General features: G+C 56.9%; 18 protein-coding genes. 12 read left to right on the top strand and 6 right to left on the bottom strand.

The window, feature by feature from the left end:
* The first annotated feature begins 81 nt into the window (after positions 1-81).
* From KP705_RS07705 to KP705_RS07715, 3 genes are read left to right on the top strand one after another with little or no spacing between them, the layout of a single operon-like run.
* Complete coding sequence (locus tag KP705_RS07705; RefSeq protein WP_046900160.1) at positions 82-1212, top strand: flagellar basal body P-ring protein FlgI; 1131 nt, start codon at positions 82-84, stop codon at positions 1210-1212.
* Positions 1212-1511, top strand: a complete 300-nt coding sequence (locus KP705_RS07710; RefSeq protein ID WP_046900161.1) for a rod-binding protein — start codon at positions 1212-1214, stop codon at positions 1509-1511. Before KP705_RS07705 ends, KP705_RS07710 begins: the two co-directional genes overlap by 1 nt.
* Entirely contained in the window at positions 1508-1915 is a 408-nt protein-coding gene (locus KP705_RS07715; protein ID WP_235271726.1) for a flagellar protein FlgN, read from the top strand. Before KP705_RS07710 ends, KP705_RS07715 begins: the two co-directional genes overlap by 4 nt.
* Before the next feature lie 12 nt (positions 1916-1927).
* Here KP705_RS07715 and KP705_RS07720 read toward each other — a convergent pair whose 3' ends face one another.
* Positions 1928-3220, bottom strand: a complete 1293-nt coding sequence (locus KP705_RS07720) for a hemolysin family protein (RefSeq protein ID WP_046900162.1) — start codon at positions 3218-3220, stop codon at positions 1928-1930.
* 154 nt (positions 3221-3374) lie between these two features.
* Complete coding sequence (gene hpnH / locus KP705_RS07725) at positions 3375-4571, bottom strand: adenosyl-hopene transferase HpnH (protein WP_046900163.1); 1197 nt, start codon at positions 4569-4571, stop codon at positions 3375-3377.
* A 302-nt stretch (positions 4572-4873) separates the two neighbouring features.
* Between hpnH and KP705_RS07730 the strand changes: the two genes are divergently transcribed.
* The 5 genes from KP705_RS07730 to KP705_RS07750 all read left to right on the top strand — a co-directional run bounded on the left by KP705_RS07730 (position 4874) and on the right by KP705_RS07750 (position 10060).
* Positions 4874-5530 (top strand): ABC transporter substrate-binding protein, encoded by a 657-nt coding sequence (locus KP705_RS07730; protein WP_215764261.1) that lies wholly within the window; start codon positions 4874-4876, stop codon positions 5528-5530.
* Positions 5531-5588: 58 nt separating this feature from the next.
* Positions 5589-6803 carry a bacteriohopanetetrol glucosamine biosynthesis glycosyltransferase HpnI gene (gene hpnI, locus KP705_RS07735; protein WP_046900165.1) on the top strand — a complete coding sequence of 405 codons (1215 nt, stop codon included), beginning with the start codon at positions 5589-5591 and terminating at the stop codon, positions 6801-6803.
* The gene (gene hpnJ / locus KP705_RS07740) at positions 6800-8224 is read left to right on the top strand and encodes a hopanoid biosynthesis associated radical SAM protein HpnJ (protein ID WP_046900166.1); all 1425 of its coding nucleotides are present in this window, start codon (positions 6800-6802) and stop codon (positions 8222-8224) included. Before hpnI ends, hpnJ begins: the two co-directional genes overlap by 4 nt.
* A 97-nt stretch (positions 8225-8321) precedes the next feature.
* On the top strand, positions 8322-9146 hold the full coding sequence (gene hpnK / locus KP705_RS07745; protein WP_080951418.1) for a hopanoid biosynthesis-associated protein HpnK: 825 nt from the start codon (positions 8322-8324) through the stop codon (positions 9144-9146).
* A 101-nt stretch (positions 9147-9247) separates the two neighbouring features.
* Entirely contained in the window at positions 9248-10060 is an 813-nt protein-coding gene (locus tag KP705_RS07750) for a cytochrome c (protein WP_046900167.1), read from the top strand.
* 56 nt (positions 10061-10116) lie between these two features.
* Here KP705_RS07750 and KP705_RS07755 read toward each other — a convergent pair whose 3' ends face one another.
* On the bottom strand, positions 10117-11097 hold the full coding sequence (locus KP705_RS07755) for an adenosine kinase (protein WP_215764262.1): 981 nt from the start codon (positions 11095-11097) through the stop codon (positions 10117-10119).
* A 294-nt stretch (positions 11098-11391) separates the two neighbouring features.
* Between KP705_RS07755 and KP705_RS07760 the strand changes: the two genes are divergently transcribed.
* The 4 genes from KP705_RS07760 (at position 11392) to KP705_RS07775 (ending at position 18357) form a co-directional block, all read left to right on the top strand.
* On the top strand, positions 11392-12075 hold the full coding sequence (locus tag KP705_RS07760; protein ID WP_249211332.1) for a polymer-forming cytoskeletal protein: 684 nt from the start codon (positions 11392-11394) through the stop codon (positions 12073-12075).
* Positions 12076-12377: 302 nt separating this feature from the next.
* The gene (locus KP705_RS07765; protein ID WP_064273557.1) at positions 12378-15551 is read left to right on the top strand and encodes an efflux RND transporter permease subunit; all 3174 of its coding nucleotides are present in this window, start codon (positions 12378-12380) and stop codon (positions 15549-15551) included.
* Positions 15551-16732, top strand: coding sequence for an efflux RND transporter periplasmic adaptor subunit (locus tag KP705_RS07770; protein WP_203548255.1), 1182 nt, complete (start codon positions 15551-15553; stop codon positions 16730-16732). Before KP705_RS07765 ends, KP705_RS07770 begins: the two co-directional genes overlap by 1 nt.
* The gene (locus KP705_RS07775) at positions 16729-18357 is read left to right on the top strand and encodes an efflux transporter outer membrane subunit (RefSeq protein ID WP_215764263.1); all 1629 of its coding nucleotides are present in this window, start codon (positions 16729-16731) and stop codon (positions 18355-18357) included. Before KP705_RS07770 ends, KP705_RS07775 begins: the two co-directional genes overlap by 4 nt.
* Before the next feature lie 59 nt (positions 18358-18416).
* Here the strand turns inward: KP705_RS07775 and KP705_RS07780 are convergent, their stop codons facing one another.
* The 3 genes from KP705_RS07780 to trxA all read right to left on the bottom strand — a co-directional run bounded on the left by KP705_RS07780 (position 18417) and on the right by trxA (position 20813).
* Positions 18417-19064: a GcrA family cell cycle regulator gene (locus KP705_RS07780; protein WP_211510064.1), complete on the bottom strand. Its 648-nt coding sequence runs from the start codon at positions 19062-19064 to the stop codon at positions 18417-18419.
* A gap of 133 nt (positions 19065-19197) precedes the next feature.
* A complete protein-coding gene (gene rnd, locus KP705_RS07785) occupies positions 19198-20400 on the bottom strand; it encodes a ribonuclease D (RefSeq protein ID WP_046900174.1) in 1203 nt (400 codons plus the stop codon).
* A gap of 86 nt (positions 20401-20486) precedes the next feature.
* Positions 20487-20813: a thioredoxin TrxA gene (trxA, locus tag KP705_RS07790; protein ID WP_007283421.1), complete on the bottom strand. Its 327-nt coding sequence runs from the start codon at positions 20811-20813 to the stop codon at positions 20487-20489.
* Between the last annotated feature and the right edge of the window lie 57 nt (positions 20814-20870).

Genomic DNA, 20870 nt, shown 5'->3' on the forward strand with positions numbered 1-20870 from the left:
GTTTCTTTACGATACCGCGTCATCCTGAGTGTCAAAGGGTCTTTGTTACAGTTTAACCCGTCAGGATTTCACTGAACTTTCATGTCTGTCCTCTTCAGCTCTCATCCAATTTTTCGGCGCCTAACCGCTATTTTCTGCGCTTTTATCCTGTGCATCCCGTCTCTGACGCTGGCTGCCACTGTCCGCATCAAGGACATCACGGACATGGAAGGCGTCAGAACCAACCAGTTGATTGGCTATGGCCTCGTGGTCGGTCTCAACGGCACGGGGGACCGACTGACAAATTCCATTTTTACCCGAGAGACTCTGATTTCCATGCTCAACCGGCTCGGTGTCAACATTCGGGATCAGGAGACACAGTTACAGACTCATGACGTCGCAGCAGTCATGGTCACGGCGGACCTACCGGCGTTTGCCCATGGCGGAAATCGGATTGACGTCACAGTCTCTGCAGCCGGAGATTCCTCATCGCTCACAGGGGGAACACTCCTCGTTACCCCACTCATGGCAGCTGATGGCGAAGTTTACGCCGTCGCGCAGGGTAGCCTGGCGACAAATGCCTTCAGTGCCCGCGGTGCTGCTGCTTCCGTGACCCGCAACGTTCCAACCAGTGGCCATATCGCAAATGGTGCGGTTGTGGAGCGTGAGGTTCCGTTCGATCTCAGTCACCGCAAAAACTTGCATCTCAGCCTACGGAACCCTGATCTGACGACAGCAAGCCGGATGGCAGCCGTTATCAACCGCACAATAGGTCCCATCGCTGTTGTCGAAGACCCTCGAACTGTCCTGCTGGACCTCAGTACCCGTGACCCGGTCCCTACGTTATCCCGGATCGGAGACCTGCTGGTGACGCCCGATAACCCGGCCAAGGTCATCGTGGATGAAGCCAGCGGAACAATCATCATGGGCGCTGACGTCCGTATCAGCACAGTGGCGGTTGCGCAGGGCAACCTGACCGTTCAGATCACAGAAACCCCACAGGTTTCTCAGCCTGGGCCGTTTTCAAACGGCCAGACTGCTGTTGTCCCTCGTACCAACGTCAAAGTTGATACGGGCAGGAATAGTCATTTAGCCGTTCTTCCCGGCGGAACCACTTTAAGAGAACTAGTGTCGGGCCTGAACGCACTCGGCGTTGGCCCTCGTGACATGATCAGTATTTTGCAGGCTATCAAAGCAGATGGAGCCCTGCAGGCAGAGCTGGAGATGCGCTGATGACTGTCTCAGATCTACCGGCGTTATCACAGGGCTATGCCCTCCATGACAATGCCCCGGATGCTGCCAAGACCCTCAAGGCAGCGAGGGATTTTGAATCCATGACCATCAACCAGATGCTTCAACCTATGTTCCAATCGAGCGATGACAGTCAGAATATGTTCAGTGGAGGAGCAGGAGAGCAGCAATTCCGTCCCATGCTGGTCGAACAGATTGCGAAGCAGATGGAAAACAACGGTGGCCTGGGCATGACGGACGCCATCAATCGGCAAATGCTGGCTATGCAGGAGCAGAAATGATGACCACGTCCATCATTGCGGCAATGGAAGAGCTCATTGCGATTCTGGTGCTTGAAAACAGTGCTCTGTCAGAAGCACGACTTCCTGACGCTTTGAAGCTTATCCCTCAGAAGCAGGCTGCCGCAACAAAACTGGAGACGGCAATCGCAACCGCCTCTGAAAAGGATGCCTGCGCCTTTACTGGCACACCTTTCCTCCCCGAGCACAGTAGTCTCCTGAAAAAGATGATTACACTGGGCAAGCGTAATGGCGATTTGCTCCAGCACGCAATTTCCTCGCAGAAACGCGTCATAGAACTCCTGACGACTTTTCCATCATCAGAAATGGTGCAGAGCTACGGACATAAAGGGGCTTACGCCCATGAAGAGGGGAAACGTCAGGCACTGTTTGTCAGCCGTGCCTGATCAGGACGGGAATCAGTCTTCCGCCAGGACCTGCCGACTAACCTTGACCTTGGCAACACGACGACGATCCATTTCGAGCACTTCGAAAAGCCACCCCTCGAAAGCTACCTTATCGCCTCTGGCCGGAACGCGACGCAACAAGGCCAGTATCACCCCACCCAAGGTATGATAGCTGCCGCCTCCTGGGAGCTCGGGTAGATCAAGGCGCGAGCGCAGTTCGTCAGCAGGCATGAAACCCTCAAACAGGTATTCATCTCCCCCCTCAGCGGCCTGAAGCTCGAAGGAGTTGGCTTCGGTTTTCTCTTCGCCGACGATGGCCTCGAAAACGTCAGACGGCGTCACGATACCTTCGAACGAGCCGTATTCGTCCAGAACGAAAGTTATGCCGATATTCACGCCGCGCAGGCGTTCAATCATGTCCTGCGCGCTCAGACTGTCAGGAATGACAGGGGGCTCGCGCAATGCTGCCTCAATGGACACCGGCATTCCCAGCAACAGACGGTCCATGATGTCTTTGGCAAGAATGACACCTACCGGATGATCGACGTCCCCCTCACACACCACGATACGCGCATAGGATGACTGCCTGAGCTTGCGCACGAGCGTTTCCTGATCAGCGTGCCGATCCACCCAGAACAGCTCATTACGAGGTGTCATGATGGCTCGGACAGGACGGTCAGCCAGCCGGAGCAGGCGTTCGATCATGGCCTGTTCGTCCGTTTCCAGAACGCCCGCGCGCGCACCTTCAGCCAGAACAGCTCGGAGTTCTTCCTCCGTCACAGCGGCACGGGTCAGAGGCCCGACACGAAGCAGGCGCAGTACAAGCGATGACGTGCCGCTCAGAAGCCACACGACAGGCTGAGCTACGCGGGCAACGACCACCAGAAGCCAGGACAGGCGAGACGCGATGATCTCAGGCTGCTGCAACGCAATCTGCTTGGGAACCAGTTCACCAAACACCAGCATCGCAAAAGTTATGATCGCCACGACCAGTACAATCGAGAGTTCACCCGCGAAGGGATGCAGAGCGGGAACGGTCGCTATCCACTCCCGAATGTTGGCTTCAATCTGGCTACCACCAAACGTACCTTCCAGAATCGAAACTAGCGTCATGCCGATCTGAACGGTAGGAAGAAACGCATGCGGGTCTTCCGCAAGGCGCAGAGCTGCGGGCGCACCACGGAAACCCTGTTTTGCAAGGACTTCCAGCCGCGGGCGCTTGGCTGAAATAAGTGCCAGCTCTCCCATGGCAAAAACAGCGTTCAGAAGAATAAGCAGGCAAATAACAAAGATCGGGGTCAACATGGTCCGGCCGGAGTAATGAGACCCTGATGATAGTCAGGACTGCCGTTCGACACCATGACATTCATGCCACACTCGTAGTTCTGTATGACGGAATACAAAAAAACCGGCCTTGAAGGCCGGTCTTTCTGCATAATCCAGTCCAAAAAAGACTGTGTCAGTCAGCAGCGTCAGCTGCCGCAGTCACAGTATTGGCTGCCGGACGGCCATTCACACGGACACGCGGACCACGCGCCGGCTTGCCACCTGTCGTGATCTTTTCCATCTGCTGCTCAACCTGCGCTTCATAGCCGTATTCGGCAGGGCGCTGGTTAGCGAGCGAGATTTCCGGAACCATCGGCTTTTCAGTTTCCGGTCCAAACAGTGCGACCTTGGCGATGTGCCAGGGACGACGAACAGCATCCATCACAGCCGTGGATTCGTAGCCTGAGTGAACCATGCAGTCAGCGCATTTCTCGTATGCACCTGTGCCATACTTCTCCCACTCGGTGTCGTCCATCAGCTCCTTGAAGGTTTTGGCATAGCCTTCACCCAGCAGATAGCAGGGACGCTGCCAACCAAACACGGTACGGAGCGGCTTGCCCCATGGCGTGCAGTGGTAGTTCTCGTTACCAGCCAGGAAGTTCAGGAACAGCGGCGACTGTGTGAAGCGCCACTTCTTGCCCTTACCCAGACGGAAGACATCGCGGAAAAGCTGCTTGGTCTTCTGGCGGTTCAGGAAGTGAGCCTGATCCGGAGCGCGCTCGTAAGCATAGCCCGGAGCGGTCATGATGCCATCAACGCCCAAAGCCATGACTTCATCGAAGAACGCAGCCAGACGCTCAGGAACCGCACCATCAAAGACCGTGCAGTTAATGGAAACGCGGAAGCCACGAGCCTTGGCGGCCCGGATTGCTGCCGTCGCCTTCTCGAACACGCCGTCCTGACAGACTGACGAATCATGCATCAGCTTGTCGCCGTCCAGATGCACGTCCCAAGAGAAGAAGTGGGATGGCTCGTAATCGTCGAGCTTCTTCTCAAGCAGAAGGCCGTTTGTGCAAAGGTAAACGTACTTCTTGCGCGCAATCAGACCCTTGATGATCTGAGGCATTTCCTTGTGCAGAAGGGGTTCACCACCTGCAACAGCAATGACGGGGGCGCCTGCTTCCGTGTCGGCATCCAGACATTCCTGCAAGCTCATGCGCTGGTTCAGGATCTGTGCCGGGTAGTCGATCTTACCACAACCGGCACACGCCAGATTGCAGCGGAACAGCGGTTCGAGCATCAGGACCAGCGGATATCGCTTGCGGCCCGTGAGGTGCTGCTTGACAACGTACCGTCCGACTCGGACAGCCTGCATCAAAGGAACGGCCATTATAATCCTCTGGTTCTAGCCACCGACAGTATGCGCCGTGACAGCGCGTCGGGGCCCTAAACATCTGAATGAGGCCCGTATGGCCTAGGCAATGTCGGTTTGTGTTAACCGGCACCGAGAAGGCGCATCGGACTCTTGATTGACTGGCTATAGCCTCATTGCCATGTGGGCCTCAATGTCGTTGGTTGCAATTCTATGTAGTGATGTGGCCATTCGACCACAGAACGATTTCCGCATCCGGCGGTTGATACCGTGCAGCAAGAGCATGACCTCTTGCATAAAACGTCTCAGAGGACGAAAGCATGACCATGAATTCCCGATTTGCCCAGAACGCGACTCTGTTCCTTCTTGTGACCTGCCTCTTTGCAGGCGTCCCGGTGGCAGCAGCGCAAGCCCAGACCGCCCCAGCAGCCAGCGAAAGCTCTGCATCCGCGCCAGCCGCGCCAATTCAGGGTTTGTATGATGCTCTGAAAACTGCGCAGACAACGGGCAAGACCGCACAGCAACGCGCCACAATGATTGCGCCGGCCGTTGACCATGCGTTTGATCTTGAGGCCATTCTGCGTCGCTCTGTGGGGGTGCGCTATAATAATCTGAGCGCAGCTGATCGCACCCATCTGCTTGGATCGTTCCGTCAGTTCACAATCGCGCGATATGCATCTTCTTTCAAACCGGGAAGCAACGCCGTCTTCACTATCCTCCCGCAGACCCGCCCAAACCCAACGGGTGGACAGATTGTGGACACGACCATTGGCGGCGGTTCTGATGGTGGCACGCCAATCGATTACATCATGACAAGTGGCCCATCAGGCTGGCGCATCACAGACATTCTTCTGGATGCCCATATCAGCCAGGTTGCCGCACAACGTGCCGATTTCGGCGGCGCTCTGTCTCAGGGCGGTGCAAGCGGTCTTGCAGATCTGCTGGACCGGAAAACGACCAAATTCCTGCATGATTGAGTCCCGCGCGGCTACGAAGCTCTTCCTTCCTGATGTGAAGGGGAGATAAAAGACCGCCGTGCCTTCACCTCTCTCCATTGCAGCTGGCTTCTGTACACTCGTATCTGTAGCTGGAAATATTCAGGCCCTTACGGGGGCGACCCTTCTTGCACGTTTCCGCACGCGGGAACGTCGAGAGGATGAGGCCGTCCGTATGTCGGGCAGGCGTTGGCCAGCTGTTACAGTACTCAAGCCTCTTCACGGCAATGAGCCTCTGCTCCGCGAAGCGCTTGAGAGTGTTTTCGCGCAGGACTATCCGGACTTCCAGATTGTCTTTGGCGTTCACGACGAAGCCGATACGGCTCTGTCTGTCGTACAGGATCTTCGTCAGAAATATCCTCAGATCCCAGTCAGCATTGTGATCAATGCGGACGAACACGGTCCGAACCGGAAAGTCAGCAACCTCATCAACATGTTTGATGAGGGACGCCACGATGTTCTGGTCATTTCAGACTCTGACATTCACTGCGCTCCAACTTACCTGAAGCACGTCGTTTCCAGCCTCGAAGCTCCAGGTGTCGGACTTGTGACGACTCTTTATGCCGGGCGCACAGCTGGTGGAACACTGGTCCAGCAACTTGGCGCCTGTCAGATCAACCACAATTTCCTGCCAGGCGTGATGATGTCACGCCTGCTGGGTCGTCAGGACTGTCTGGGCGCCACCATGGCTCTCACACGACAGACACTGACTGACATTGGCGGACTGGAAGCTCTGGTCGATCACGTGGCGGACGATGCTGAACTTGGTCAGCTTGTCCGTCAGCGTGGTCAGGGCATCGCCATTGCGCCGTCCCTCACCCATACCACTGTTGGCGAACACACCCTCAGCGAGTTGCTCTCTCACGAGTTGCGCTGGGGCAGAACCGTCAAGAATGTTGAACCCGTCGGCTACGGCCTGTCTTCCATTCAGCTTCCGCTGTTCTGGGCCGTCACAGCCGTTCTTTTTCGTCCCAATACATGGTGGACCTGGCTTCTGCTGGGGCTGACCTGGGCCATTCGTGGCCTTGGAAGCCGCATTATAGACCGTGCAACGGAGTGTCCTTTGCCCGCTGCAATCCCTCTTCTGGTCATCCGTGACTGGCTCTCCGCAGCCATCATGGTGGGCAGTGCAAGAGGGTCACGCGTTGCATGGCGCGGCAGAACGGTCCATATCGCCCGAAGAAAACGTAAATCTTCGGCGCGCGCCACAGCGTTCCAGTCTGGCGCCACCACCCACAGGAGTGTCCGATCATGATGAGAACCCTTTTTCTCCAGCCTCCTTCCTTCGACGGCTTCGATGGTGGTGCTGGTTCCCGTTATCAGGCCAAGCGTGAAATCAAGTCTTTCTGGTTTCCAACATGGCTGGCTCAACCGGCAGCTCTGGTGCCCGGCTCCCGCCTGATCGATGCCCCCCCGGCGAAGATGGGCATGGATCCGATCCTTGAGGACGTGAAGAATCGCGACCTCGTCGTCATGCACACCTCCACGCCGTCCTTCGCGTCGGACGTCCGCGTGGCGCAGATGATCAAAGACGCCAACCCAAAGATCATGATCGGCATGGTCGGCGCCAAGGTCGCCGTGCAGCCGGAAGAGAGCATGAAGCAGGGTGGCCCGATCGACTTCGTGGCCCGCAATGAATTCGACTTCACGATCAAGGAAATCGCTGAAGGCAAGCCGCTTGCAGAAGTAGACGGCATCACCTGGCGCAACGCCGAGGGGGAGATCATCGCGAACAAGGACCGCGCGATGATTGAGGACATGGACAGCCTTCCGTTCGTAACGGAAGTCTATAAGCGTGACCTGAACATCAACGACTACTTCATCGGCTACCTGAAGCACCCTTACATTTCCATCTACACGGGCCGTGGCTGCAAATCCCGCTGCACGTTCTGCCTGTGGCCGCAGACGGTTGGTGGCCATCGCTACCGCACGCGTAGCCCGGAGCATGTTGCTGCCGAGATCCGTCTCGCCAAGCAGTACTTCCCGGAAGTGCAGGAATTCATGTTCGATGATGATACCTTCACGGACGACCTGCCGCGCGCCGAAGCCATTGCTCGCGAAATGGGCAAGCTGGGTGTTACGTGGTCCTGCAATGCCAAGGCGAACGTCCCTTACGACACGCTGAAGATCATGAAGGAGAACGGCCTGCGCCTGCTCCTCGTGGGTTATGAGAGTGGAAACCAGCAAATCCTTCACAATATCAAGAAGGGCATGCGTGTCGAAGTCGCTAAGGAATTCACGAAGAACTGCCACAAGCTGGGCATCAAGATCCACGGCACGTTCATCGTTGGTCTGCCGGGCGAGACGAAGGAAACCATTCAGGAGACCATCGCTTTCGCCAAGGAAATCAACCCGCACACGCTGCAGGTTTCCTTGGCCGCTCCTTATCCGGGCACAGCACTCCACAAGCAGGCAACCGAGAATGGCTGGCTGAACGTTGATGCGGCCGAACTGATTGACGAGAACGGTGTGCAGATTGCTCCCCTGCACTACCCGCACCTGTCGCACACGGAAATCTTCGAAAGCGTCGAGGAATTCTACCGGAAGTTCTATTTCCGCGGTTCCAAGATCGCTTCCATCCTGAACGAGATGATCCGCAGCCCGCAGATGATGAAGCGTCGTCTGCGCGAAGGTGTGGAATTCTTCCAGTTCCTCAAGGACCGTCACGCGGCCTGAGACCGTCACTGACGGCCTCGTTTTCTCAAAAAGGGGCATGGCTTGACGGCCATGCCCCTTTTTTCATGACCCTCGCCCCCTGTTCCGGAGCTTCATCGTGACCCGTCGCGCCATTGTTTCCGCCGATGATTTCGGCATGAGCCTGGAAGTCAACGAAGCTATTGAAGCTGCTCATCGCAAGGGCGTCCTTTCAACAGCGAGCCTGATGGTCGCTGGAGATGCAGCAGCGGACGCTGTCCGTCGGGCGAAAGCCATGCCTGACCTGAAAGTAGGATTGCACGTCGTCGCTATCGAGGGAAAATCCGCCCTGGATCTTCCCGCCATCACGGATGAACAGGGCTGGTTTGGCCGCAACCAGCTTCGGCTGGGCATCGAATATTTCTTCAGTCCCCATGCCCGAAGCGCCATCCGTCGTGAAATTGAAGCGCAGTACCGCGTCTTTGCCCGTACAGGCCTTCCGCTGGATCACGCGAATGCCCACAAGCATATGCATCTCCACCCCACTGTCGGGCGCTTCCTGATTGAATCGGGGCTGGAGCATGGCCTGAAAGCTGTGCGCTCTCCGTTTGAGCCACCTGAGCCTGTGGACGCAAAAGATAGCATCGGTGATCGCGCCTTGCGTCGCTGGATTGGAGTCCTTCGCCATCAGATCCACAAAGCGGGCCTAAAAACCAATGACTGGTGTTTCGGGCTGCGCTGGTCTGGCCATATGACCCCTGACCGCATTCAAGCCCTCATCCCGAAGCTTCCCCAAGGCGTCAGTGAGATTTATTTCCACCCTGCCACAGCTCAAAACGCCATGATGCATCGCTTCATGCCCACCTACGATCAGGAGGGCGAACTCGCTGCGCTTCTCGATCCCGGTGTTCGCAATGCTTTCACACGTGAAAACGTGAGGCAGATTGGCTGGTCGGATCTTTAAGGCGTCGGAGCGCTCGTTTTTTTGCTGTTTACTCACTCCGTTCCGAGATCATTATGATATCAGGGAACTGTAGACTTTTGAATTAACAAGGATTTAGAGGGGTGAAGGCAGGAATGAACGGACGGCATGTTTTCAAACGACTGTTTTTTCTCGTCGGGCTTGTAGCCTCACCAGCCTGGGCTAATCCATCCACAGTTCTGAGCGTTAAAGACGGCGATACCGTTCATAAATTCAGCGTTGAAGAGCTTCTGCACCGCCCGGAAACCCAGAGGCTCGATCTGTCCCATATCAAGCAGCCTCTAGGACCGGACGTTCCCGCGATCCCACTTTCAGCGCTGATCCATCAGGATGATGCGCTGGCTTTTCAGGCCACAGATCTTTTTACGGCGGAAATTCCCAGGAGTGTCTTTGAACAGGCTCGCAAACATCACGTCACTGCGTGGATCGCCATTGAAGACAAGGAATGGCCTAAACGCCGTCCTCACAGCCATGACCTTGGACCGTTTGCCCTTGTGTGGACCGGTGAGGAAGTTGGCATCATCAAGCAGGAACAATGGGTCGACCAGCTCGCTGCCATTACCCCATCCTCAAGTAATGAGCTTCCGTCTGGCACGAGCGAACCCGCCGCAAAAGGCCAGGTCATTTTTGCAGAAAACTGCCTGCCCTGCCATCAGCTCATGGGCGTTGGCGAAGGAAGCATGGGACCGGATCTCGGGCGGCCCATCCCGGTAACAGAGTACATAACCCCAAAAGGCTTCCGGGCCATCATCCGCAACCCGAAGCAGGTCAGGAAGTGGCCAAGCGAACACATGGAGTCTTTTCCGGAAAGCGCCATCTCGGAAAGCGATCTGGATGCACTCTGGACCTATCTTCAGGAAGTCGGCCAGTCAGGATTGGCCCAGAAACATCTTTGACGCACAGAGCTGCGGGATGATCCGGGAAATAACTTCCCGGATCATCCCGTGATGTATCAGGCGCGCAGAGTAAAATCTTCCTGCGGCCGCGCACCAAAGCGCGTGATGATGGCACCAGCAGCCTGATTGCCGAGCTTCGCGCACGTCACAAGGTCATGCTGCTTGCTCAGACCAGCAAGGAATCCGGCCGCAAATGCATCACCAGCGCCGGTCGTATCCACAACCTTGACTGGCGTAGTCGGAACGTCGTGACGCTCGCCCTTGCTGATGACGACAGCGCCCTTTTCGCTCCGTGTGACGATAGCCAGCTGGGTTTCTGCAGCGACCTGACGCAGAGCGCTTTCGAAATCAGTCGTTTCGTACAGCGCCAGAAGCTCGGCTTCGTTGGCAAAAAGAATATCAACATGGCCAGCAACGAGCCCACGGAATGCCGCGTGATGACGGCCCACGCAGAACGTATCTGACAGCGTCAGAGCAACCTGACGGCCAGCCTTACGGGCCAGCGTGGCAGCATGTTCGAAAGCCGCCTGAGCATGGGGTTTATCGTACAGATAGCCTTCCATGTACGTGATGGCAGCATCCGTGACTGTCTCTTCATGAACGTCTGCCGGTGTAAATTCCGTACAGGCTCCGAGATAGGTGAACATGGTGCGTTGTCCATCGGGCGTCACGAGCACGATGCAGCGCGCGGTCGGGATTTTTTCAGACGCAGCGAGTGGCTGGGACGGGAAAGTCAGGCCCTGATCGCGGATATCCTGCGTAAAATGCGTCCCGGCCTGATCTTCAGCAACCTTGCCAAGATAAGAGACTTTTGCGCCCATACGAGCCGCAACCACCGCCGTATTGGCACCAGAGCCGCCACCGGCAACACGTTCAACAGCAATACGGTTTTCAATGTCCTGCGCGGTTGCAGCGTCAATGAGCGTCATGCTGCCTGGAGTTGCACCAAGATCGGCAATAACAGCCGGGTCAACAGAGGCAAGAACATCGACAATAGCATTGCCGATGCAGAGGAGATCGTGTTTGGGGGCTGACATTAAGGCTCCAGAGTTCACAAAAAGGCAAAAAATCGTTCAAGACGCCATCTGCGCCATTAAATCAACACGATCATAGGTGCCCTCTGGGAACACGCCAACACCCGGGACGAATGCACTCTCCTGTTCTGCGCATGTCAGATTATGACATTTGCACGCAAGCGCGGGTTGTCCGTTCGGGGCGTGACCGTGTAAGCCTTGTCAGAGGCCGTTCCTGACGAACCCTGCACCAGCAGGTCCGGTGTCGAGCGGCCGAGACATAGTCCTTGTTCTTTTCAGATCCGTAGCGGGGTTTCCTTGTTCAGAAGACGCAAACCGGAAGAAGACGCAAAGCCTGCCGAGACAAGCAAGCTCGCCGGGCAGCCCATCTTTCCCAACCGGCCGGATGCTTCCAGCCAGACCACTCCTGCGTCCGGATCCGGAACAGCCAGCCCTCAGCCCAACCAGCAGAAGGACCCCGCATCTATGGGTCGTACCCCTTTCCCGGCGCCGCCATCCCCGAACAACCTGCCGGGCGCAACGCCGGCAACTGCGCCCCGTCCGGGTGCAGCAGGCGTACCGGGAGCACCGCGTCAGACGGGTCCGGAGCGTCGTACGCTGGTCGTCGGCCGTGGTATCAGCGTTCAGGGTTCGGTTCAGGATGCCGAGCGTCTGGTCGTTGAAGGGACTGTCGAGTCCAGCATGATTCAGGCGGCGGAAGTCGTTGTTGCACAGGGCGGTGTCTTCCGCGGTGCGATCGAAGTTGAAGATGCAGAAGTTGCCGGCACGATTGACGGCACCCTGACTGTCAACGGCAGCCTCACCATCCGCGGCAGCGGTCGTCTGATCGGCAAGGCAAAGTGCCGTCGTCTGCAGGTTGAAGATGGTGGCCAGATCACCGGTCAGCTCGAAATGATCACGGATGGCGTCGCCCCACGTTCCCCGATCGTGGAACCTGCGAAGGCTGCTCCGGAAGCTGCTGAGGAAAAAGCTGAAGGCTGATCCAGCCTCCATCTTTCTCTGAAGGTATCGAGAAGCCCGCTTCCCATGACTGGGGAGCGGGCTTTTTCGTATACACAATGACCAGAAAAGAAAACTTCCGATACAAATCCATTTTTTCTATAATAAATTTGCTTTTAATAAATATATATTCATTACACGCCGTATAGAATCTACGGCATCAAACAACAGATTAAATCTGCATTTAATTAAATCTCTGTATTAAATGGGAGTTTAAATCTAACTTTACAACATAATGTGTATATCGGCGCATCTACCTAAACCGCATCAGGACGCGCCAACCAATGAATGCCATTGTTGTCACAGCGCTAAGACGACCCTTAACGTTCGTCGTCCTGTCGATTCTGATTGTGATGCTTGGCATCCTCTCGATCCTCAGGACGCCAACGGACGTATTCCCCAATATCAAGATTCCGGTCGTCGCAGCGGTCTGGACCTATCCAGGTCTTCTGCCACAGGAATTTGCTGGCCGTATTACCTACAACTTCGAACTGGCTGTTACGACAACAGTTCAGAACATCGAACATATGGAGTCCAACTCCTATTATGGTCGGTCGATTGTAGATATTTACTTCCAGCCCGGCACGCCCATCGGGGAAGCCGAAGCAGAAGTGACGGCAATTTCGCAGACAGTGCTCTTGGGCCTTCCGCCCATGGTGCCTGCACCAATGATCATGGCCCTGAACCCGTCTCAGGTTCCGGTCATTGCCCTACAGATCACATCTGACAAACAAACACCGTCCGATCTGTTCAAACTGGGCGTGATTACGGTTCGCCCGCTGCTCGCAACCGTTCCGGGTGCCGTCGTGGCTCACCCGAATGGCGGCATGGACAGCTTTGTCATGGTCTCCATGAACCAAGCAGAGCTTCGGGCCCATCATCTTGCTGCGGCGGACGTACAGGCTGCCCTCCGCAAGCAGAACATTGTTCTGCCGGCCGGTGACCAGAAGATCGATGCGACCGACTGGATGGTGCAGACCAACGCAGCTCCGCAGAGCATGGAAGACATCGCCAATATCCCCGTCAAACGGGTTGGTAATGCGGTCATCTATGTGAGAGACGTCGCGGACGTCTATCGCGGTGGGCATCCTCAGACAAACCTGGTGCTGGTGAAGGGCCGTCAGGCTGTAGAAGTCATTACCCAGAAGGGTGGTACCGCCTCCACTCTGGATGTTGTGGCTGCGACCAAGGCGCTTCTTCCGCGTCTGCGTCGAATTCTGCCGCCTGATGTACATGTCTCGATCCTTGAAGACGCCTCCGTGATGGTGAAGGACCAGATCAAGGACGTCGTTCAGGAAATGATCACGGCCGCGTTCCTGACAGGTATTGTGGTCCTGCTGTTCCTTGGCTCCTGGCGATCCACCGTCATCATCGCAACCTCCATCCCGCTAGCCATTCTCTGCGCACTCATCGGGCTGGGCTGGGCGGGTCAGTCCATCAACGTGATGACACTGGGTGGTCTGGCTCTTGCCGTTGGTATTCTTGTGGATGACGCCACCGTCATGATCGAAAATATCGATACCCATCTTGAAATGGGCAAGGATCTGGAACTCGCCATCATTGATGCGGCGAACCAGATCGTCATCCCGACTTTCGTTTCCACAACCTGCATTTGCATTGTCTGGCTGCCACTCTTCGAACTGGATGGCGTGTCAGGCTACCTCTTCATGCCTATGGCAGAAGCCATCATCTTCGCGATGATCGCGTCCTTCATCCTGTCCCGTACGCTCGTGCCCACCATGGCCAAGTATCTTCTCGCAGGACAGGTTCATCATGGGGCGCATGGTGAAACCGATCATGGCCACCCTGAACCCAAAGGCTTCTTTGGCCGGTTTCAGGCTGGATTCGAAACCCGCTTCAACCGTTTCCGCGATGGCTATGGCAGCCTGCTGGAGCGCTGCATCAGCCGCCGTGGCGCTTTCGTCGGCATCTTCATGCTGATCTCCATTGCCTCAACCGGACTCTATGCCTTTGCAGGGCGAGACTTCTTCCCTGAAGTGAAATCCGGCACTCTCCAGATGCATATGCGTGCACCTTTGGGAACGCGTATCGAGGTTGCTGGCCGTATCGCTGCCCTCGTGGATGATCGCATTCATCAGGATCTGGCAGGCAAGGTTGAAAGCATCATTTCTGATTGTGGCCTGCCAGAAGGTCCCCATAATCAGGCATTCATGCCCACACCAAGCGTCGGAACGCAGGACTGCGACCTGACGATTGCCCTGAAAAATGACGCCTCCCCTGTCTGGGACTACCGCAAGCTGCTCCGCAAGGATCTGTCACAGCGTTTCCCCGGTACGGTCTTCACATTCCAGCCTGCTGATCTGACCCAGAAAATCCTGAACTTTGGATCTTCTGCTCCGATTGACGTTCAGATCTCCGGTCCAGATGCCCTGCTGAACTACGATTATGCCCGTCACATCATCGGCAAGATCCGTCAGGTTCCAGGTGCTGCAGACGTCACCATCCAGCAGACCATGTCTACGCCGACCCTGATGGTTAACGGGGACCGGACCTTTGGTCAGGCAACAGGCGTGACGGAAGCCGATATTGCCCAGAACGAACTGTACACGCTCTCGGGCTCAGCCGTTGTGGACCCGCAGTTCTGGCTTGACCCGGAAGACAACGTCACCTTCCCGCTGAACCTTTACACCTCACAGGATCAGATGACGCATCTGAGCGATCTGCTGACCATTCCGGTGGACAAGGGTGAAGGCAACACGGAGAACATCGACCCGCAGCTTCTGGGTGCCGTTGCCAACGTGATTGCAGCCGGAACACCGGGCGAAGTGTCTCACTACAACTCGATGTCCGAGATGGACATTTACGTAAACGTCGAGGGCACGGACATGGGTTCCGTTCTGGACGGCGTGAAAAAGGTACTGGCGGCCGACGCACATAACGTCCCGCGCTCGGCTGAAATCGACGTCCACGGACAAGCCACCACCATGCATGGGGCCTATTCACAGCTTGTCTTCGGGCTCTGCGTTTCCGTGGTGCTGATCTATCTGCTGATCGTTGTGAACTTCCAGTCCTGGCTTGATCCGTTCATCATCATCACGGCTCTGCCGGGTGCTCTGGGCGGTATTGCCTGGGCTCTGTTCCTGACAAATACGCGGCTGTCCGTTCCGGCTCTCACGGGCGCCATCATGTGCATGGGAACGGCCACGGCCAACTCCATCCTCGTGGTCTCGTTCGCCCGTGAACGCCTCGAAATCCATGGTGACGCCCTCAAGGCAGCACTGGAAGCTGGCTTTGGCCGTATCCGCCCCGTGCTTATGACCGCACTCGCCATGATCGTTGGCATGATCCCGATGGCTATTTCGAACTCCACGAACGCGCCACTGGGCAAGGCTGTCATCGGCGGCCTGCTGGTCGCAACGATCTCTACGCTGCTCTTTGTCCCCTGCGTTTACGCCATCCTCCACAACCGTTCTTCGCGTCAGAAGGAAACTGTCTAATGGCCAGCTCTCCGAAAATCTTCGCCATTGCGGGAAGCTGCGTTCTCGCGCTTTACGTGGGCTTCATCGTTGTCGAAAAAACCCATGCGGCAACGGAACTGAAGGCTGACACTGAAGCTGGCGCAATCCAGAACGTCGCGGTCGTCACGCCCAAACAGTCACCTGAAAAGGTTGCCCTGACGCTCCCCGGCACGATTGATGCCTGGTATCAGGCGCCAATCTACCCGCAGGTCTCTGGCTACGTGAAGATGTGGTACAAGGACTATGGTGCACACGTGAAGGCTGGCGACGCTCTGGCCGAGATCAATGCCCCTGCTCTTGATGCACAGTATGCGCAGGCCAAGGCAGATCTGGACTCTGTGATGGCGAAATACCACCTCGCCACCGTGACGGCCGAGCGCTGGCGCGCCATGGGGCGGTCTCAGTCCGTTTCAGGGCAGTCCGTCTCGGTGTCCAACGCAAACGAACAGTCTGCCCATGCAGAAGTGGACGCAGCACAACGTAACGTCGATCACTTCGAAGCTCTTGAGAAGTTCAAGACCATCGTTGCACCGTTTGATGGCGTCGTGACGGCGCGTAACATCAACGTCGGTGATTACGTCAACAATGGCGGCGGCGGCCTGAACTCAACCGGTGGCGCATCCGAACTCTTCACGGTTGCCGATGTACAGAAGCTGCGTCTATTCGTGTCCGTGCCAGAAACATTCTCCTATGTTCTGCAGCCGGATCTGACCGCAACCATCAGTGTGCCCCAGTATCGTGGCCGCACGTTTGAAGCCCATTACCTGACGACATCACGCGGCTTCGATCCGACCACCCGTACGGCCGTTGCCGAGTTTACGCTTGAGAACAAGGATGAAGTCCTGTGGCCGGGCACCTTCGCCTCTGCAGCGCTGAAATCCCACAACGAAGATGCACATCTCTACGAAATTCCGACCAGTGCTCTCGTCTTCGAGGAAAAGGGTATGCAGGTCGCCGTCGTCGATGAAAACAGCCGCGTCCATTATCGGAACATCACCGTCGGTCGCATGGCCGACACGTCAACCGAAATCCAGAATGGCGTTTCCCCGACAGACCGCATCATCTCCAACCCGCCAGCCGATGTGCTGGAAGGCGACAAGGTCAATGTCGTGGAAGGTCAGCGCGGCTATAACCAGTCAGGCTATGGGAAAGACCAATGATCAGCCCCATCCTTCGCCGCTTTTCACTCGCCTGCGGTTCAGCCCTCTCTCTTCTGGGGCTGTCAGCCTGCGATCTTGCCCCGACCTACAAGGCCCCCAGCTTCGTTGTCCCCGCGAGCTGGCAGGGTCAGGCGCCGTTCGCTGTCGCCACGCCTGCTGATACGCTCCTTCCGGAAAACTGGTGGATCATGCTGCATGATCCACTCCTGAACGAGCTTGAAGAACGCGCGACCGCAGACAACGGGGACATTCAGGCAGCCGCAGAACGCTTCATTCAGGCACGTTCCCTCGTAGCAGCGGCCCGATCCGAACTGCTCCCCCATGCCAGCCTGGAAGCCGGTGCGTCAGACAACAAACAGTCTGTTGACCGTCTGTTCCGCAATGGTGCCACCCTCACGCAAACGGAAGAGGATTACGGCGGGCTCGTGTCCTGGGAGCCGGATTTCTGGTCGTCGATCCGGAACCGCGTACGGTCCCAGAAGCAGTTTGCCCAGCAACGCGCGGCAGACTTCGCCATGGCACGCCTGAGCACCCAGGCGGAACTGGCGCGCGATTATATTGAACTGCGCGGTTATGACGCACAGGATGCGATCTACTCACAGTCCATCGCTTTCTATAAGCGGGCTGTCACCATCACTGAAAATCAGGTTCAGAATCAGGCAGCCCCACGTCTGGATCTGGCCCGTGCTCAGGCACAGCTCTACACCACGCAGGCTGCTCAGCTGGATATTCAGGCTGCCCGTCAGGTTACGGAGCATGCCATTGCCGTTCTGACCAACTCGTCTCCATCGGCGTTCCATATTCCGCAGGTTCAGACGTTCAGCTTCATCCAGCCGAGCATCCCGACCACCGTGCCTTCCGAACTGTTGCAACGCCGGCCCGACATTGCGTCAGCTGAACGCGAAATGGCTCAGGCCAACCGGGAAATCGGCATTGCCCGTGCGGCATTCTACCCACATATCGCTTTGAAGCTCGGCGGCGGCTTCGCATCCAATGGCTTCGACCTTGCCAACCTGGCCAATTCACTCTGGACGTATGGTGCCAGCCTCGACATGCCACTCTTTGATGGTGGGCTGCGTCGGGCGGAACTCCAGAGAACGTGGTCAGCATATCGAGAAACGCGCGACGAATACCGCATGAAGGTTCTTGATGCCTTCCGCGAAGTCGAAGATGGCTTGTCCCGGACGGAACGCCTCTCCAAAGAAAACACAGCTCTGGAGCAGGCCGTCAAAGCCAATCTCGACACCCAGAACATGACCATGACCCTTTATCAAGGCGGGGTGGGCACTTACCTGGAAGCGATTTTCAGTCAAGAAAACACACTGGAAAGCCGCATCCATCAGGTGGAAGTCGCCACGCGCCTTTATACGGCAGATGTGGACCTGATCCGCAGTCTGGGTGGCGGGTGGTCCGTCAAGGCCCTGCCAACCATGGACCAGACACTGTCTATCGCGCCGCTCCAGTATGACAATCTGCACCACCCGAAGGCTGTTGGGGATGTCACGGCATCACAGCATCCGGAGCAGTTCGAGAACCTCACGGGCACCGCACCTTCGACGCCCGGCCTCGGCCATGACAGGCAACTTCCCTCCCTGCCAATGGGAGATCTGGCGAACCATCCCTGAACAGATGGATGGCGAGAACATAGCCAATAAAAAAAGCCGTCCAGTTGGACGGCTTTTTTTTAATCGCGACGATCGCGGATTTTGACGTAGGCGATGGCCGCATGTTCCGCACAGTAGGGCTTACCCGGCAGAGGGGTTGCACCACAGAAATGGAACCCCGGGGTGCCTGGATCACCGATCGGCCAACAGCAGGACGGGCCACGACGCGTCGGACGATCAATGCTGGCTGTAAAACGCGGCGGCGGAGCCGGACGGACCGGCGGAGCCACACGGGGTTCCGGAGCAGGCGGCTTGGCGGGCGCTTCAGCCTTCAGGGGTGGAACCGCAGTTGCGCGTGCAACTGGAGCAACCACAGGGCGGGCCGCCACGGTTTCTGCTGCTTTTGCAGGAGCGGCCTTGGGCGCATCCACCTTGGCTGGGGTGGCCTTGGCGTCTACCTTGTCACCCAAAAGGTCAGCAGTTGCTTCGGCAGGTGCCGCAGCCTTCCGGGTGGGGGGCTTGCGCCGTGGCACTTCCGTTGACGGCGTTTCGCCATCCTTGACCTTGCGATTCCGGATGGGTGACGGACGAGGCGGCAGGCCAAGGCGATGCGCCTTGCCAACAACAGCATTCTTCGTGATGGAAAGCTGGCGGCCGATTTCGGCGGTCGAAAGTCCCTGACTCCACAACTCGCGAAGTCTGGCGATCGTCTCGTCCGTCCAGTCCATATATCGTTCCTCTGTCGCGCATCCGGGCCTGTCTTGGCCCACTATCCTGTTACCCGCCGACCCTTTTTACAGGACCGGAATCTTTTGGGTGACGTTCCTTACCAGAAAGTCATGCCCGCGTCGAAGGTGCTTGTCACGCGTCCGCAGGTTCACCGTCTGGTGCAACCCGCTGAAGCTCAACACATCCCTTTACGACAGCCAGTGCGATCTCGCCACGTACGAGCGCCAGCGCATCCAGCCCAAAAACTTCACGACGCCAGCCCTTAAGAGCACCAACATCTGTTTCACCAAGCGCAATCCGGTCCAGATCTTCGGAAGACGCCACCAGACGCGGCGCGACTTTGTGCATTTCACACTTGGCTGTCTGAAGCACCCGAAGAAGCGCAACCAGTGCTGCTGATGGCCGTCCACGATCAGACTTGGACGGTGGCTTGGGTAGCTCGGATTCTGGAAGATTTTCACCAACACGAACGACTTCCAGAAGCCCCTGCCCCATACGTCCTTCAGCAAAGCCACGCGTTACACCACGGACACGCGCTAGCGTCTCAACGTTCTCCGGCTTGATCGCAGCAATTTCGAGCAGACTTTCATCGCGAATAATCCGCTGCCGGGGAATATCGGCGTTCTGCGCCTCTTTTTCACGCCATGCTGCTATCTCACGCAGGATACCAAGCATTCTGCGATTATTCGTACGGGCTTTCAGCTTTTCCCAAAGACGGCGCGGATCAGGGCGGAATGTCTCTTCGGACGTCAGAACAGCCTGTTCGGCATCAGCCCAGCGCAGTCGACCTTCCTCTTCAAGCTGCTTGCGCAGTGCAAGATAGACCGTGCGAAGATGCGTCACATCTGCTGCAGCGTAAGCGATCTGCGCCTTCGTCAGGGGACGGGCCGACCAGTCACTGAACCGATGAGCCTTGTCGATCGCATTGCCAGTGATAGCCCCAACCAGACTGTCATAGCCGACCTGATCGCCAAATCCGGCCACCATGGCTGCGACCTGTGTATCAAACAGGGACTGCGGAAGCCGGTCGAAAATATGAAGGAAAATTTCAAGGTCCTGCCGCGCGGCATGGAACACCTTGATGCATCCGGGCTCATCCAGGAGTTCGCCCAGCGGAGCCAGATCAATGCCCGGTGCCAACGTATCGATAACAGCGACGTCCTCGGCACCAGCAAGCTGCACGAGGCAGAGTTCGGGCCAGTAGGTTTTTTCCCGGACGAATTCCGTATCGATGGTAACGAACGGCTCCTGCTTTAGCTTGTTGCAGAGCCGTGCAACCTCTTCACTGGAGGTTACGATGACGGGGGACGGGAAATCAGAGGCTTTCGGACGCATGGCCCGATCCTACACAAAGGAATCGCCTCTGACCACGCCCCCACTGTCACTGAATGAGGGACAGTAAACAGCGCATCGCTGTCAGGTCAGATGGACTTCTCGATCCAGGCCTTGAGCTGGCTCTTCGGCATCGCACCCATCTGCTGTGCAACCGGCTTGCCATCCTTGAAGACGATCAGCGTCGGGATGCTGCGAACACCATACTGCGTCGGGGCTTCCGGGTTGGAGTCGATGTTGACCTTCGCGACCTTCAGGCGGCCCTGATACTCAGCGCCAATTTCCTCGAGCGCCGGGGCAATCATCTTGCACGGACCGCACCATTCTGCCCAGAAATCGACCAGAACCGGGCCGTCAGACTTCAGGACGTCTGTTTCAAAGCTGCTATCCGTAACGGCAACCGTATTTGCGCTCATGGACGTGTTCCTTGTGATGAAACGTGTTTCTGTAAACCGATATCGGCTTCTCTGGTC

Origin of the sequence: Gluconobacter sp. P1D12_c (genome assembly GCF_018812105.1) — a bacterium.
GTDB lineage: Bacteria > Pseudomonadota > Alphaproteobacteria > Acetobacterales > Acetobacteraceae > Gluconobacter > Gluconobacter oxydans_A.